The organism is Tessaracoccus coleopterorum (genome assembly GCF_011174705.1).
Taxonomy (GTDB): Bacteria; Actinomycetota; Actinomycetes; order Propionibacteriales; family Propionibacteriaceae; genus Arachnia; species Arachnia coleopterorum.
The window spans coordinates 562,620-575,552 of the sequence record NZ_JAANIJ010000001.1 but is presented as its reverse complement, the minus strand read 5'-3'; the positions used below and the strand labels follow the sequence as shown (position 1 = coordinate 575,552).

The 12,933-nt window shown below is 71.1% G+C and carries 14 protein-coding genes and 6 pseudogenes; 8 read left to right on the top strand and 12 right to left on the bottom strand.

Annotation, left to right across the window (positions count from 1 at the left end):
* The first annotated feature begins 239 nt into the window (after positions 1-239).
* A pseudogene (locus G7085_RS31950) lies at positions 240-667 on the top strand (RDD family protein).
* A gap of 47 nt (positions 668-714) precedes the next feature.
* Here G7085_RS31950 and G7085_RS23815 read toward each other — a convergent pair.
* The 8 genes and pseudogenes from G7085_RS23815 to G7085_RS03615 all read right to left on the bottom strand — a co-directional run bounded on the left by G7085_RS23815 (position 715) and on the right by G7085_RS03615 (position 3,741).
* A complete protein-coding gene (locus G7085_RS23815; protein ID WP_231979185.1) occupies positions 715-1,062 on the bottom strand; it encodes an AAA family ATPase in 348 nt (115 codons plus the stop codon).
* Positions 1,008-1,472 (bottom strand): AAA family ATPase, encoded by a 465-nt coding sequence (locus tag G7085_RS23810; RefSeq protein WP_231979184.1) that lies wholly within the window; start codon positions 1,470-1,472, stop codon positions 1,008-1,010. Before G7085_RS23810 ends, G7085_RS23815 begins: the two co-directional genes overlap by 55 nt.
* Positions 1,454-1,657, bottom strand: a complete 204-nt coding sequence (locus tag G7085_RS23805; RefSeq protein WP_231979183.1) for a hypothetical protein — start codon at positions 1,655-1,657, stop codon at positions 1,454-1,456. The genes G7085_RS23810 and G7085_RS23805 overlap by 19 nt, the downstream gene beginning before the upstream one ends.
* A gap of 59 nt (positions 1,658-1,716) precedes the next feature.
* A pseudogene (locus tag G7085_RS31945) lies at positions 1,717-1,854 on the bottom strand (AAA family ATPase); the annotation flags it as partial.
* A 39-nt stretch (positions 1,855-1,893) separates the two neighbouring features.
* Complete coding sequence (locus tag G7085_RS03630; RefSeq protein ID WP_197510002.1) at positions 1,894-2,061, bottom strand: hypothetical protein; 168 nt, start codon at positions 2,059-2,061, stop codon at positions 1,894-1,896.
* Complete coding sequence (locus G7085_RS03625; RefSeq protein ID WP_231979182.1) at positions 2,058-2,252, bottom strand: LuxR C-terminal-related transcriptional regulator; 195 nt, start codon at positions 2,250-2,252, stop codon at positions 2,058-2,060. The genes G7085_RS03630 and G7085_RS03625 overlap by 4 nt, the downstream gene beginning before the upstream one ends.
* A 41-nt stretch (positions 2,253-2,293) precedes the next feature.
* Positions 2,294-3,091, bottom strand: a complete 798-nt coding sequence (locus G7085_RS03620; protein ID WP_197510000.1) for a response regulator — start codon at positions 3,089-3,091, stop codon at positions 2,294-2,296.
* Between the two features lie 44 nt (positions 3,092-3,135).
* Positions 3,136-3,741, bottom strand: a complete 606-nt coding sequence (locus G7085_RS03615; RefSeq protein WP_197509999.1) for a histidine kinase — start codon at positions 3,739-3,741, stop codon at positions 3,136-3,138.
* Positions 3,742-4,209: 468 nt separating this feature from the next.
* Between G7085_RS03615 and G7085_RS33990 the strand changes: the two are divergent.
* Positions 4,210-5,021: pseudogene (locus G7085_RS33990) on the top strand (aldo/keto reductase).
* Positions 5,022-5,188: 167 nt separating this feature from the next.
* Positions 5,189-5,422 carry a hypothetical protein gene (locus G7085_RS03605; protein WP_197509998.1) on the top strand — a complete coding sequence of 78 codons (234 nt, stop codon included), beginning with the start codon at positions 5,189-5,191 and terminating at the stop codon, positions 5,420-5,422.
* A 24-nt stretch (positions 5,423-5,446) separates the two neighbouring features.
* Here G7085_RS03605 and G7085_RS23790 read toward each other — a convergent pair.
* From G7085_RS23790 to G7085_RS03580, 4 genes and pseudogenes are all read right to left on the bottom strand, one after another.
* Positions 5,447-6,843, bottom strand: a pseudogene (locus G7085_RS23790) (D-arabinono-1,4-lactone oxidase).
* Entirely contained in the window at positions 6,767-8,197 is a 1,431-nt protein-coding gene (locus G7085_RS03590; RefSeq protein ID WP_231979180.1) for an alanine racemase, read from the bottom strand. The pseudogene G7085_RS23790 and the gene G7085_RS03590 overlap by 77 nt, the downstream one beginning before the upstream one ends.
* Entirely contained in the window at positions 8,197-9,366 is a 1,170-nt protein-coding gene (locus G7085_RS03585; protein WP_197509995.1) for an MFS transporter, read from the bottom strand. The genes G7085_RS03590 and G7085_RS03585 overlap by 1 nt, the downstream gene beginning before the upstream one ends.
* A gap of 56 nt (positions 9,367-9,422) precedes the next feature.
* A complete protein-coding gene (locus tag G7085_RS03580) occupies positions 9,423-11,042 on the bottom strand; it encodes a glycoside hydrolase family 1 protein (protein WP_197509994.1) in 1,620 nt (539 codons plus the stop codon).
* A 1-nt stretch (position 11,043) separates the two neighbouring features.
* Here G7085_RS03580 and G7085_RS03575 point away from each other — a divergent pair.
* The 5 genes and pseudogenes from G7085_RS03575 to G7085_RS03550 all read left to right on the top strand — a co-directional run.
* Positions 11,044-11,337: pseudogene (locus tag G7085_RS03575) on the top strand (hypothetical protein); the annotation flags it as partial.
* Complete coding sequence (locus G7085_RS03570; RefSeq protein ID WP_197509992.1) at positions 11,334-11,564, top strand: hypothetical protein; 231 nt, start codon at positions 11,334-11,336, stop codon at positions 11,562-11,564. The pseudogene G7085_RS03575 and the gene G7085_RS03570, both read left to right, overlap by 4 nt.
* Entirely contained in the window at positions 11,497-11,877 is a 381-nt protein-coding gene (locus G7085_RS03565; protein WP_197509991.1) for an aldehyde dehydrogenase family protein, read from the top strand. The genes G7085_RS03570 and G7085_RS03565 overlap by 68 nt, the downstream gene beginning before the upstream one ends.
* Positions 11,878-11,991: 114 nt before the next feature.
* Positions 11,992-12,239, top strand: a pseudogene (locus G7085_RS03560) (aldehyde dehydrogenase family protein); the annotation flags it as partial.
* Positions 12,240-12,274: 35 nt separating this feature from the next.
* Entirely contained in the window at positions 12,275-12,928 is a 654-nt protein-coding gene (locus G7085_RS03550; RefSeq protein WP_197509990.1) for an aldehyde dehydrogenase family protein, read from the top strand.
* Positions 12,929-12,933 lie beyond the last annotated feature (5 nt).

The following is a 12,933-nucleotide window of genomic DNA, read 5'->3' as shown; positions in this document are numbered from 1 at the left end:
CGCGACGGGGCGCTCGGAGAGTGTCTGGGACATGGAGTGCTTTCTGGGGCGGGATGTGGGGCGTCGGAGGTGTGGGCTCAGCGACAACACATGGCGCTGGCCTGACGCCTCAGGTCGACCCAGGGTCGAGAGAAGAACTGCTCCATGCCGGATACCCTGCCACACGTGGGGTGGTCCGGGGCATCCGGTCCGCGCCAGTTCGCCAGGGCGGAAAGGGTTGCGCTGGTAGGCTGCGCCGCGTGACAGAGCCAGTGCAGTACCCCGGTCAGAGCATCGGGCTTCCCGCCTCGGGCCCCGGATCGCTGGCCTCGTGGCGGGCGCGCGTCGCCGCGCTCCTGGGCGACTGGACGGCCAGCATGATCGTCGCGCTCGCGCTCTTCGGATCGGAGGTCCTCACCGGATCCGGCTGGCGCTCGTTCATGATCCTGGCGGTGTACTTCGTCGAGGCGAGCATCCTCACCGCGCTGACCGGCGGCTCCTTCGGGCAGTTGATCGCCCGCATCGGCATCATCCGGCTCGACGGCGGCCCGCTGGGCTGGTGGCGGCCCATCGTGCGCACCGCCCTCAAGTGCCTCGTGATCCCCATGCTGGTGGTGGGGCCGAGCGGAGGGCGCTGACCGACCTGCTGCTCGGCACCGTGGTGGTCAGCCGTCGCGCCGAGGCGTAGCCTCCCGACTCACCGGCACGTTATCCGGGCCGGTTTCCGGTGGCGTGTCAGCGGGATCCCCATTCCCACCGTGGGCGCGTGAGAAGCCCCTGGTCGGCAACCAGCGTCTCGCCGGTGTCCTTGTCCAACCCGACGATCTCGAGGTCGTCGGCCGGGAGCGCCGAAGCCAGGGCATCGACCAGCGGCCGCGAGTGGGTGACGACCACGATCTGGGTGTCGGCCGAGGCGGCCGCGATCAACCGCCCGAGCGGCTCGATCAGGGTGGGATGCAGGCTGTTCTCCGGCTCGTTGATCGCCATCAGGGGAGGCCGGACGGGGGCGAGCAGCGCGGCGAGCCACATCAGGTAGCGCAGGGTCCCGTCGGAGAGCTCGGCGCTGCAGAGCGCCCTGAGCATCCCGTGCTGGTGCAGCGTGACGTCGAAGAGGCCCCCTGCTGCAGGATCGCCAGCCTGCTCCCGGGGAAGGCGTCCTCGAGGTGCTCATCCACGTGATCCTTGCCGCGCTCCACGATGGTCTGCAGCGCCGCCGCGACGTCCGAGCCGTCGCTGGCCATGGCAAAGGTGCGGGTGCCGACCCTCGGCTGCCGCGCGGGGGCGTCGGCGTCGGTGCGCATCGCGTCGTAGAAGCGCCAGGCGGCCAGGTCGTCGCGCAGGGCGCGGGCCTCGGCGACGTCGGCGAGCATGGATCGGTGGGTGGGGAGCGTGAAGGGCAACTGCTCCCAGGGGCCGTCGTCGCGGACCTCGACGCGGGCCTGCTTCCTGCGGGCGAGCAGGGTGCCGCTGCGCATCACCGGGCCCGCCCACACGGCCTCTCTTTTGATCTCGGGTCGCGGCAGAAGGCGGAGTCGCTGGGGATCGGGAGGCCGAGATCGATGAGGTAGGAGTAGCCGTCGGCGCCGATGCCGAGCCTGAGCGAGATGGGGCCGGAGCGGGTGGTGCCCTCGACGACGCCGGTGCGCCTGGCGCCCTTGAGCGACTCGGGCCCGCCCACAGCACCGAGCCGAGGCCGCCCTCACGCGCCAGCGAGCCGATGGCGTCGCCGAGCGCGCAGCCCGCGAGGAGCCGCAGCGAGCGGTAGAGGCTTGACTTACCGGATCCGTTCGGCCCGGTGACAACGGTCACCCGGCCGAGCGTGACGGCGACGTCACGCAGGGACCGGTAACCGGAGACGGCGAGGGTGCGGTACATGCCCGGCACCCTAGCCGCCGCGTCAGACAAGCCTGCTGGTCACTCTCCGGCGAAGAGGAGCTTGCAGGAGGGAAGCCAGGGGAGCAGCTTGCACAGGGTGTAGTTCGGCGACGAGGTGTTGCCGTTGAAGTCGGCCGCGGAGGCCATGGCGGGTGCCTGCAGCATGGCTGCGGCGGCGAGGGATGCGATGAGGATTCGCTTGATCATCTGTCGATTACCTTTCCTTGGGCGGGAGCGACCTGATGTGGTCGATCTAGCGTGACTAAACCGAGTTCGAAAGCGCGCACCACGACGCGCAGTCGGCTGTCGACGCCCAACCTCGCCATGATCGACGAGATGTGCGCCTTGACGCGTGATTCCGACAGGTGGAGAGCCTTGGCGATCTCGGCGTTGGACATGGCGCGACACAGCAACTCAAGCGTATCGAGTTCCCGTGGAGTTAGCCGCAGGTCGGTCGGAGGTTGGGTCTGCTGCGAGTCGGCAAGTCTCGAGATGGGGCCCTCGGAGAACACCGTGGTCCCACGGTGGACGGCGCGCACGGCATCTGACATCGCCTCGGCCCCGCCGACTTGAGGACGAGTCCGTTGGAGCGGGCCCGCAGGGCCTCCACGACGATCTCATCGGTGTCGTAGGACGTCACGAGCAGGACGCGGGGTCGGCTGCGGGAACGGGTGCCGATCTCGGCGGCCGCCGAGATGCCGTCCTTCTCCGGCATCCGCACATCCATCAGCACCACGTCGACGTCGAGACCCGAGTCGAGGAGGCGGAGGGCCTCCTGGCCCGTGATCGCCTCGGCGACAACGCGGATGTCAGGGCTCGACGACAGGTGGGCCCGCAGGGCCGACCTGACGATGGCGTCGTCGTCGGCGAGCAGGACGCGGATCGGGTCGCCTTCGTTCTTTGTCACGAACGCGTCACCTCCGTGGAGTGGTGCAGTGGGATCCGGGCGTGGAGCACCCAGGTCGGGGATTGCTGGAGACGTTGAGTTCGCCGCCGACAGAGCGGATCCGCTCGGCGAGTCCGAGCAGACCATACCCGTTGCCGTGCCCGAACGCCTCCCGCTGATCGTGTTTGTCGCAACGAACTCGACGCCGCCTTCGGTCCGCTCGAACAGGAGCGAGCAGGGCTTGGAGCGGTCGCCGTGGCGGGTGATGTTCTCGGCCGCCTCGCTGACGGTGCGCACGAGGGTCTGGCGTGCGGGTTCGGGCAGATCGTCGAGGGCGCCGTCGGTGAGCACCGACACCGTGAACCCGGCGCGTTCGAGCGTTGCCCGTGCCCGGATCAGGGCGGTGCTGGGGGCGATGTGGGGGCCTCCGCGACGGGGTTCTCGTTGGGGCCGCGGATCGCGGTGAGCAGCGACCGGAGGTCCACCGTCATCTGCTGGCAGGCGTCGGTCAGGTAGTCGAGGTCGGTCGAGATCAGGTCGGGATCGTCCAGATGCTCACGCGCGGCGGTGGCCCGCAGCAGCGAAAGGGTCGCGGTGTGGGAGATGGTGTCGTGCAGTTCCCGCGCGATCGTGCGGCGCTGCTCCAACAGTTCGGTCTCCCTGCGCCGTTCCGAGGCGAGTCGTTGTCCGCGGATGCGGTCGAGGCCGGCGGCCAGCAGCAGCCCGATGCACAGCACGAGCGCCCACGTCCAAGCGGCGTGCACGAGGTTGTTCGGCTCCAGGTTCGGCGACTCGAGCACGGCGAGGACCACCAGATACCACGACGTGATCCCGAGCGTCAGCCGCCAACGGCCCTGGGCGCCGGTCGCGATGATCGGTGCGAGCACGGCGAAAGCGCTCATCCGCGCCTCGCCGTCGGTGCCGAAGGCGAGCACGGTGAGGAGGACGCCGGTGGCAACGGATCCGACCACCGGCCAGCGGGTGCTCAGCGCGGCCGCCACGCAGATGGCGACCTCGATGAAGAGCCCTGGCCACCGTTCCTCCGCGGGGTGGTGACTGCGATGTAGGCTGCGAGGAACAGGAGGGGCGATGCGGCAAGCACGCTCATGCCGAGGATGGCGCGACGGCGCGTCGGCTCGACCGGTTGAGATGACCCGCCTCGCGTGGCAGGCGAATGGGACGGCCGCATGCGCCGACCGTACCGCATAGTGCGAACGTACTCCTGTTCGCACCGAAAGTACTGGGTGTTCGAGACGATCGGATCTGGTCGGACCCCACGCGGAACGGGCAAGTTATACGTATAGAAGCGCCGGGCGGCACTGGCCTGAAGATGACCCAGTTGCCGCGCCGCATGTCGGTCTCCCCCTACCGACAGGCGGCTGGTAGGGGTTTGTGGCCACAATCGTGGGCACAAACCCGTACCCCGGCGCTCCTATCTGTCTAACGGGGGTACTGGCACAATCGGTGCCATGACCAACGACGTTTCGCTCAATGACGGCAACCGCATCCCGACGCTCGGTTTCGGGCTCTACAAGGTCGATCCCGACGTCACGGAGGACGTCATCGTCGCAGGGGTGGAGGCGGGTTACCGCCTCGTCGACGGCGCCGAGTTCTACCACAACGAGGAACAGGTGGGCGCGGGGCTGCGCAGGGTGGAGCGCGACCGGCTGATCGTCACCTCGAAGTTCTGGGGCGAGGAGAGCCAGGAACGCGACGCGGTGCTCCGGTCGTTCGACGCCTCGGAGAGGGCGCTCGGCACCCACATCGACGTGTACATGATCCACTGGCCGCGGCCGAGGCGGAACCGCTACGTCGACGTGTGGCGCACCCTGATCGAGCTGCAGCAGCAGGGAGGGTCCGCACCATCGGGGTGTCGAACTTCACCGAGGAGCACGTGAGGCGGCTCATCGACGAGACCGGGGTGACGCCCGCCATCAACCAGGTCGAGTCGCACCCGTGGCTCCCGCAGCTCGGCCTGCGCGAGTTCCACGCGGCACACGGCATCGTCACGCAGGCGTGGAGCCCGCTCGGCCGGGGACGCCTGCTCGCCGATCCGGTGGTCGGCAGGATCGCGGCCGCGCACGCCGTGACGCCCGCGCAGGCGATCATCAGATGGCACCTGCAACTCGGGGGTACGCTGATCCCCAAGTCGACCGATCCCGGTCGGCTGCGCGAGAACCTGGCGGTGGACGGGTTCGCCCTCACCGAGGCCGACATGGCCGCGATGGCGGCCCTCGAGTCGGGGATCCGCACCGGCACGCATCCGGACGACCGCTTCTGAGGCGGTCGCCCGCGAGGGGACGCCATGTGGGCCACTCTCGGTGAGGTCCTTCCGTACGCGACGGCGCTGGCGCTGAGCCCGCTCGCGCTCGTCACCGGCATCATCCTCAACCTGGGGCACCGGGGAAGACGCGCGCCCTGCTCTTCGGGACCGGCTGGTCGGCCGCGGTGCTCATCCAGGCCGGGTTGGCGTTCCTCCTGGTGGACGTCGCCGAGAGCGTCGATCCCGTGGCGACGGAGGCGGGCGTCGACGTCGCCCAACTGATCTTCGGGGTGCTTTTCGCCGTGCTCGCCGTCGTGACGTGGCGGAAGCGGGACTCCAAGGGTGGGGCCCTGCTGGCCAGGGTCGGGTCGACCGGCGTGGCGGGATCCCTGGGGCTGGGGCTGGCTCAGGGTTCCTGATGATCAAGAACCTGCCCCTGGCGATCAGCGCAGGGGCCGCCTTCGCCGAGGCCCGGCTCGGAGCCGGGTCTTCCCTGGCCGGCCTGCTGACGTTCGCCGCGCTGGCCGGGCTGGGCGTGTTCGTGCCCCTACTGCTCGTGCTCGTCGGCGGGCCCCGGGTGCTGGGCCCCTCGCCGCGGCGCGCGACTGGCTGGAGGCGAACCTGACGGCGATCTCGATGGTCGTGCTCGTGCTGATGGCGGGGCTGTTCCTGGGGAAGGGGCTCGCGATCCTCGGCTGAGTTACGCCCGAGCACCCCGCGCAGATAGGGGTTGAGGAAGACCCTGCCGGGTCGAGCCTGCCGCGCAGCGCGCGGAAGTCGTCGAAGCGGGGGTAGACGGGGCGAGATCCCCGCCGTGCTCCAGTGCATCTTCCCCAGTGCGGACGGCCCCCGTGGCCGCGCATGATCGACTCGACCGCGCGGAAGTACGGCACCGGGTCTTCACCGAGCGCGCGATGGACGGCCAGGTAGGCGGTCGGCCTGCCGTGCGCGGTCGACAGCCACAGCTCGTCGGCGGCTGCGAAGCGCACCTCCACCGGGAACGACACGCGCCACCCCTCCCGGTCGATGGCGCGGCGCACCTCGTCGAACGCCACTACCACGCGGTCGGCGGGGATCGCGTACTCCATCTCGGTGAACCGCACCCGGCGCTGCGTGGTGAACACATTGGACGACACGTCGGAGAACGAGCGGTCGCCCGTCAGCCTCACCGCGGCCCGGTTGATCGGGGCACGGCGGCGGGGAGGGCCCGCCCGAGCCGGCACAGGACACCGAACACGTCGTTGGAGACGAAGGAGTCGTCGAACCAGCGGCGCGCAGCGGACAGGGGAGCGCGAGCCTCGCCCGCGGGCACCCGGGTGTTCGTCTTCGTCATGGCGATGTCGGTGTGGGGGAACCAGAAGAACTCGAAGTGGTCGGCCTCCTCGACGCGCTCATCGAGCGATCCGAGCACCGCTCCCAGGGGCTCCGGGCGCTCGATGGCGCGCAGGTCGAACGCCTCGACGCAACGCAGCGTCACCTCGACGAGGACGCCGAGCGCGCCCAGGCCGAGCGCGACGGCGGGGAGCAGTTCGGGGTTGTGGTCGCGGTCGACCCTGAGGACCTCGCCGGTGCCCGTCACCAGCACCGCGCCCACGATCTGTGCCGCGATCCCGCGGAACGCCGCACCGGTGCCGTGCGTGCCGGTGGAGACGGCGCCCGCCACCGACTGGGCGTCGATGTCGCCCAGGTTCTCCATCGCCAGGCCGTAGGGAGCCAGCAGAGCGGGGATGTGCCGCAGCCGGGTGCCGGCACCCAGGGTCACCTCACGCGTCGCCCGGTCGACCGAGATCAGGCCTGCGATGCCGTCGAGGCTCATCTGCACCCCGTCGGCCTCGGCGATCGCGCTGAAGCTGTGTCCGGCGCCGACCGCCTTGAGCGGGATGCCGTCGGACACGGCCCACGGACGAGCGCGGCCACCTCCTCGACGCTCCCGGGCGCTCCACCCGTGCCGGCCGCACCTGGATGGTGCGCCCCAGTTCCGCCATACGTCTGCCTTCACAGGAATGCCTTTCCCTCGCCGCGATAGGTCGGCAGCCGGTCGACGACGAAGCCGCCCCGACCACCACGAACTCGTTGATCCGCTCGCTCAGCTCGCCGGACTTGGCGTGCCGGAACCAGACGCGGTCGCCGACGCCGAGCGTCCGCGCCGCGTCACCCTCGAGTGGGGTCTGCACCTCGCCCGCGCCCTCTCGGGCGAGCATCCGCAGCCCCGCCGGATGGGCCACCAACGGAAGCCGGTCCTGCCCGGGAGGCCCGGAGGCGATCCACCCGCCGCCCAGCACCGTGACGCAGTCGGGCCGGGGCTTACGCACCACCGACAGCGCGAACCCGGTGGCCGGGCGCGGCGTGAACGCGGCATAGGAGTCGAAGTAGTGGCCTGCGAACAGCCCGCTGCCCGCGGCGACCTCCGTGACCGACCCGTCGCGGATCGTGGACTCGATCGACCCGGTGCCGCCGCCGTTGACGAACTCCAGCGGTGCCACCTCCGCGACGGCCGCCACCGTGAGAGAGCGGCGCTCCGACAGCTCGGCCTCCGAGCGGGACTTCATCCAGGCCACGACGGCGTTCATCACCGCCCGGCCGGGCAGCGCGTCGCTGACGCCCGCGATCTGCGCCTCGTAGGCCATCAACCCGACCAGGGTGAATCCGGGCCTCCGCGCCACCTCCACGGCCAGCGAACGCACGGCGTCCGGGGTGTACAGCGGGGAGCGCCACGCGCCCAGCCTCCCGAGCGGAGGCGGCCCCTTCCAGGACGCATCCAGTTCGAGGCAGACGCGCAGCGTGGGCCGGGTCGCCGGTGGGGCGACGGAGTCGATCAGGTCGAGTTGGGCGACGTCGTCGATCATCAGCGTGACGACTCGGCAGGCCGCCTCCGAGCCCGCGAGCTCCGCGATGGCGGCCCGGTCGGCCGTCGGGTAGCCGACCACGACGTCGGGACAGGTGCGGGCCAGCCACAGCGCCTCCGGGAGGGTGAATGCCAGCACGCCCGCGAACCCGTCGCGCCGCAACAGCTCCTCGAGCACGCCGCGCACCCGAAGCGACTTGGACGCGATCCGCACCGGGGTGCCCGCGGCGCGGCGCACCAGATCGGCCGCGTTGGCGAGCAGCGCGTCGCGGTCGAGGACGGCGAACGGCGGGTCCAGGTCGGCGGTGGCCGCCGACCAGTCGGCCCACGGCCCCGCGGGTCGTGCCATCAGCGCACCGACCTGATCCGGAACACGACCAACCCGCCGACCGCCATGATGACGGCGGCCACCAGGTACAGCTCGGAGTAGCCGGCCACCGAGAGCACGGCCCAGCCGATCACCGGGGCGATCGGCAGGTGCTGCGCGGAGTTCACGATGCCGAGGTCGCGGGCCCGGGTCTCCTGGTCGGGCAGCACGTCGGTGAGCAGCGCCTGGTCGACCGACAGGAACGCACCGTACCCGACGCCCAGCAGGACGGCGGCCACCAGGCTCGACCCCCACGTCGGCACGAGGGCGAGGAGGACGGCCGCGACTGCCTGGAGGCCGGCACAGACGGCGACCAGCACCCGGCGCGTGCGCCAGCGGTCGGTCAGGATGCCGCCCGCCCACGTGGCGATGGCGCAGCCGGCCAGGTACACGAGGATCAGGACGGTCAGTGCGCCGTCAGGATCCGGCACCCGCAGCTCGTCGGAGAGGAAGTACAGCAGGTAGGTGGTGCCGACGAGGTTGCCGACGTTGACCAGCACGCGCGACAGCCCGGCCCAGCCGAGGTCGCGGTAGCCGGTGAGTGCGCCCGGCCGCCACCTGAAGGGGCTGGGCCGCGGTTCGTCTGCCGTCACGGCCGGCTCGCGGTAGGTGAACAGGAACGGCAGCGGGCACAGCGCGGCGATGATCGCGATCACCAGCCAGCTCGGGCCCACCTCGGGCACCAGTTCCGTGACGATCACCATGCCGATGGCGAGCGCGAACACCTCCGGCAGCCCCATCGCGGCCGACGCGCGGCCCCGCTGGTCCTCCGGCACCCGGTCGGCGATGACGGCAGACAGGGAGACGAGGACGGCCGCCTCGCCGAGGCCGACGAACGTCAGGAGCGCGGCCGCGCTCTGCCAGGTGTGCTGGAAACCGACGAACGCGAACGGCACCGTCGCCGTGACGAGGCCCGCCAACGCCCACGTGCGGCGCCGCCCGAAACGCGTCCGGGTGCGGTCGCAGAGCCAGCCGATGACGGGCACCGCGAGCACCAGGACCATCGCCGTCAGGATGATCAGGAGCGACCCGATCCCGACCTTGTCGTCGGGGTCGAGCACGCTCGCCAGCTTCACGATGAGGAACTGGCCGGGCAGCATGATCAGCATCCAGTAGCCGAACCAGGCGAGCGCGAACAGTGTGAGCCACACCCAGGTGACGCGCGGGCGGGTCGCGGTCGTGTCCCGGCGCGCCTCGGTCGACATCCTCAGCTCCGGTGCCGGTTGCGCAGGGCGGCCTGCAGCCAGCGGTAGGACATCTTCGGGGTGCGGGCCCCGGTGGCGAAGTCGACGTGCACGAGGCCGAAGCGCTGCGTGAACCCCGCGGCCCATTCCCAGTTGTCGAGCAGCGACCACACGAAGTAGCCGCGCAGGTCGATGCCCTCCGCGACCCCGCCCGGGCTGACGGCCGCGAGGGCCGCCCCGATGTGGTCGCCCAGGTAGGACACCCGCCGGGAGTCGTGGACGATGCCGTCGGCGCCCGGCTCGTCGGGGAAGCTGGCGCCGCTCTCGGTGATGTAGACGGGTGGGAGCGCGTCGCCGTAGCGGTCCCGCAGCTCCCCGAGGAGGAGGCCGAGGTATTCCGGTGCGATCGGCCAGCCGAAGCCGGTCGTCTCGTGGCCGGAGAGCTGCTCCAGCCGGAAGGGGAGCCCCGCCATCGCCTCGCTGGTGCCGTCCGGGCTCTCACCCGAACCGGCGCCTGCGGCCACCACCAGCGGCTGATAGTAGTTCAGGCCGTAGAAGTCGATCGGCTCACTCATCGTCGTGAGGTCGGCGTCGGGTACCCCTCGAAGGCGGCGAACATCGGCTCGAGCCCCTCCGGGACGTCCGGGAAGCGGCCCAGCAGCACAGGGTCGGCGAAGATCCGGTTGTGGATCACGTCGAACAGCGCGGTCATCAACGCGTCCTCCGGGCCGGGTCCGGCGGGAGCACGGGGAGTGGACGTTGGTGATGCCGATCTCGCCGCGCACGCCAGCTGCGCGGAGCGCGCGGACGGCGAGGCCGTGGCCGAGGAGCTGGTGGTGGACGGTGGGCAGCGCGTCGAACAGCAGCGCCTCTCCGGGCGCGTGCAGCCCGAGTGCGTAGCCGTTGAGGGTCACGGTGGCGGGCTCGTTGACGGTGACCCAGGCGTCGACCCGGTCGCCGAACCGCTCTCCGACAAGGCCCGCGAACTCGCCGAGCCGGTAGGCCGTTTCACGGTCGAGCCAGCCGTCGGTGTAGTCGACCGGGAGGTCCCAGTGGGTGATCGTCACGAACGGCGAGATGCCCGCGGCGAGGAGTTCGTCGAGCAGCCGGTCGTAGAACGCCACTCCCGCAGGATCGAGCGGGCCCGAACCGCCCGGCTGCAGCCGGGTCCAGCCGAGCGAGAACCGGTAGGCGTCGATCCCGAGGGCCGACATCAGCGCCACGTCCTCGGAGACCCGGTTGATGTGGTCGGCCGTCACCGCGGTCGTGCTGCCGTCCTGGATGCGGCCGGGCTCGGCGCTGAACGCGTCCCAGACGCTGGGCGTGCGACGCCCCAGAGTGGTTGCACCCTCGATCTGGGGGCCGCGGTTGCGGTGCCGAGCACGAAGCCGGGCGGAAACGTCGGTACGGGGCGAGGCATGTCCATTCCAAGACTCCGGACCGCGTCGTCCGGGTGGGTGTCCGCGATGTGGGTCGGGTGTCCCACTGCCGGGTAGTGTAGAAGGCAGGCTCAGTGACGAGCAAGGGTTTCCAGAGCCCTCGAAGGGGAGACATGGCGCGGGTTCCGGTTGGTGAGCGGCGGCGACTGCTGGTCGCGGCGGCGCTGCGCGTGGTCGCCGAGCGAGGGCTGGAGGGGCCTCCACACGAGCGATCGTGGCCGAGGCCGGTATGTCGCTCGCCAGCTTCCACTACGCCTTCGAGTCGCGCGAGCAGCTGATCGAGGCGCTGATGGCCGAGGTGCTGGCCGTCGAGGAGGAGGCCGTGCTGCCCGCTGTGGGCACCGACGCGTCACTTGCCGATCTGATCGCCTCATCGCTGACCAGTTACCTGGACCACCTGAGGAGCGACCCGGTGCGGGAACGCGCCATGCTCGAGCTCACCCTGCACGCCCTGCGCACCGGCAGCCCCTGGCCAGGCGGCAGTACGAGCAGTACATGAGGATCGCGCTCGACTCGCTCGAGCGCGCTGCCGCCGCGACGGGGTGGCGTTGGACGGTGCCCGCGGAGACGGCCGCCGCCCTGCTCATCACGCTGACCGACGGGCTGACCCTCACCTGGTTGGTGTCGCACGACGACGCGCTCACCCGCGGCGTCATCGATGCGGCGGCAAGGGCCGTGGCCGAACTGGCCCGACCGGAACGGAAGACGGAGGTGGGGGCGCGGTGAACGACGTCACAACCGAACTCAGGGCTTCTTCGACCGCGGGGTCAGCGCGACCTACCGCTGGCGGAGGCAACAGCTCACGGGCCTCCGGGCCCTGATCACGGACAACCTCGGCCGGATCCAGGATGCGCTGTACGCCGATCTCGGCAAGCCGGCCGCCGAGGTCGTCATCACCGAGACGGGCCCGGTGCTCGGCGAGATCGACCACGCCCTGCGCCGCCTGAGGCGCTGGATGCGCGCCCGGCCGGTGCCGCTGCCCTACCTGTTCCTGCCGGCCACCGCGCACCGGGTGCGGCAGCCACTCGGGTGGTGCTGATCATCGGGCCGTGGAACTACCCGCTGCACCTGGTGTTCGCCCGCTCGTGGGCGCCCTGGCCGCGGGCAACGCCGTTGTGATCAAGCCGAGCGAACTCGCCCCGCCACGAGCGCCCTGTTCGCCGAGCTCATCCCCGCCTACCTCGACCCGCGCGGCGTCGCGGTGGTCGAGGGCGGGGCCGATGCGATCGGCGACCTGCTGCGGCAGCGGTTCGACCACATCTTCTTCACCGGCTCCGGCCGGGTCGGCCGCATCGTCGCCGAGGCGGCGGCCGCGCGCCTCACCCGGTGACGCTCGAGTTGGGCGGCAAGTCGCCCGTGTACGTCGACGACACCGTCGACCTCGCCGTGGCCGCCCGCCGCATCATGTGGGGCAAACTGCTCAACTCCGGTCAGACGTGCGTCGCGCCCGACTACCTGCTCGCCACCCCGCCACGGCGGCGGCGCTGCTGCCCCACCTGGAACGCGCCGTGCGCGAGAGCTACGGGCCCGACCCCGCCGTCGACGGCGACTACGGAAGGATCGTCACCCGCGGCCATGCGGAACGCCTCGCCGGCCTGCTGGAGGGGCAGCCCGTCGCGGTCGGCGGCACGGTCGATGTCGATGGGCGCCACATCGCGCCGACGATCGTGCCGGGCGCCGACCCCGACTCACCGCTCATGCGTGAGGAGATCTTCGGCCCCATCCTGCCATCGTGCACGTGGGCTCGGCGCGGGAGGCGATCGCCTTCATCGGGGAGCGACCCCATCCGCTGGCGCTGTACGTGTTCAGCAACGACCGCAGGGTGCGCAGGGCCTTCGCCCACCACACCACATCGGGCGCGCTGTGCTTCGGCCTGCCGACGGCGCACCTGGGTGCCCGGGGCTCCCGTTCGGAGGGTGGGGGCCAGCGGGATGGGTGCCTACCACGGGGAGCGGTCCTTCGACACGTTCAGCCACGACCGCTCGGTGCTGCACAAGCCGCTGCACCCCGACACGGCGCGGCTGCTGTACCCGCCCTACCGCGGCTGGGGCACCAGGCTGATCGTGCGCCTGTTCCACGGGACCGCCTGAGGGCC

Bases quoted from the DNA above. Each gene is read 5' to 3' on its own strand.
- G7085_RS23815 (WP_231979185.1), bottom strand. From the start codon at position 1,062: ATGCTCAGGGCGCTCTGCAGCGCCGAGCTCTCCGACGGGACCCTGCGC.
- G7085_RS03630 (WP_197510002.1), bottom strand. From the start codon at position 2,061: ATGATCAAGCGAATCCTCATCGCATCCCTCGCCGCCGCAGCCATGCTG.
- G7085_RS03625 (WP_231979182.1), bottom strand. From the start codon at position 2,252: ATGTCCAACGCCGAGATCGCCAAGGCTCTCCACCTGTCGGAATCACGC.
- G7085_RS03590 (WP_231979180.1), bottom strand. From the start codon at position 8,197: ATGGCACGACCCGCGGGGCCGTGGGCCGACTGGTCGGCGGCCACCGCC.
- G7085_RS03570 (WP_197509992.1), top strand. From the start codon at position 11,334: ATGAGGATCGCGCTCGACTCGCTCGAGCGCGCTGCCGCCGCGACGGGG.
- G7085_RS03565 (WP_197509991.1), top strand. From the start codon at position 11,497: ATGCGGCGGCAAGGGCCGTGGCCGAACTGGCCCGACCGGAACGGAAGA.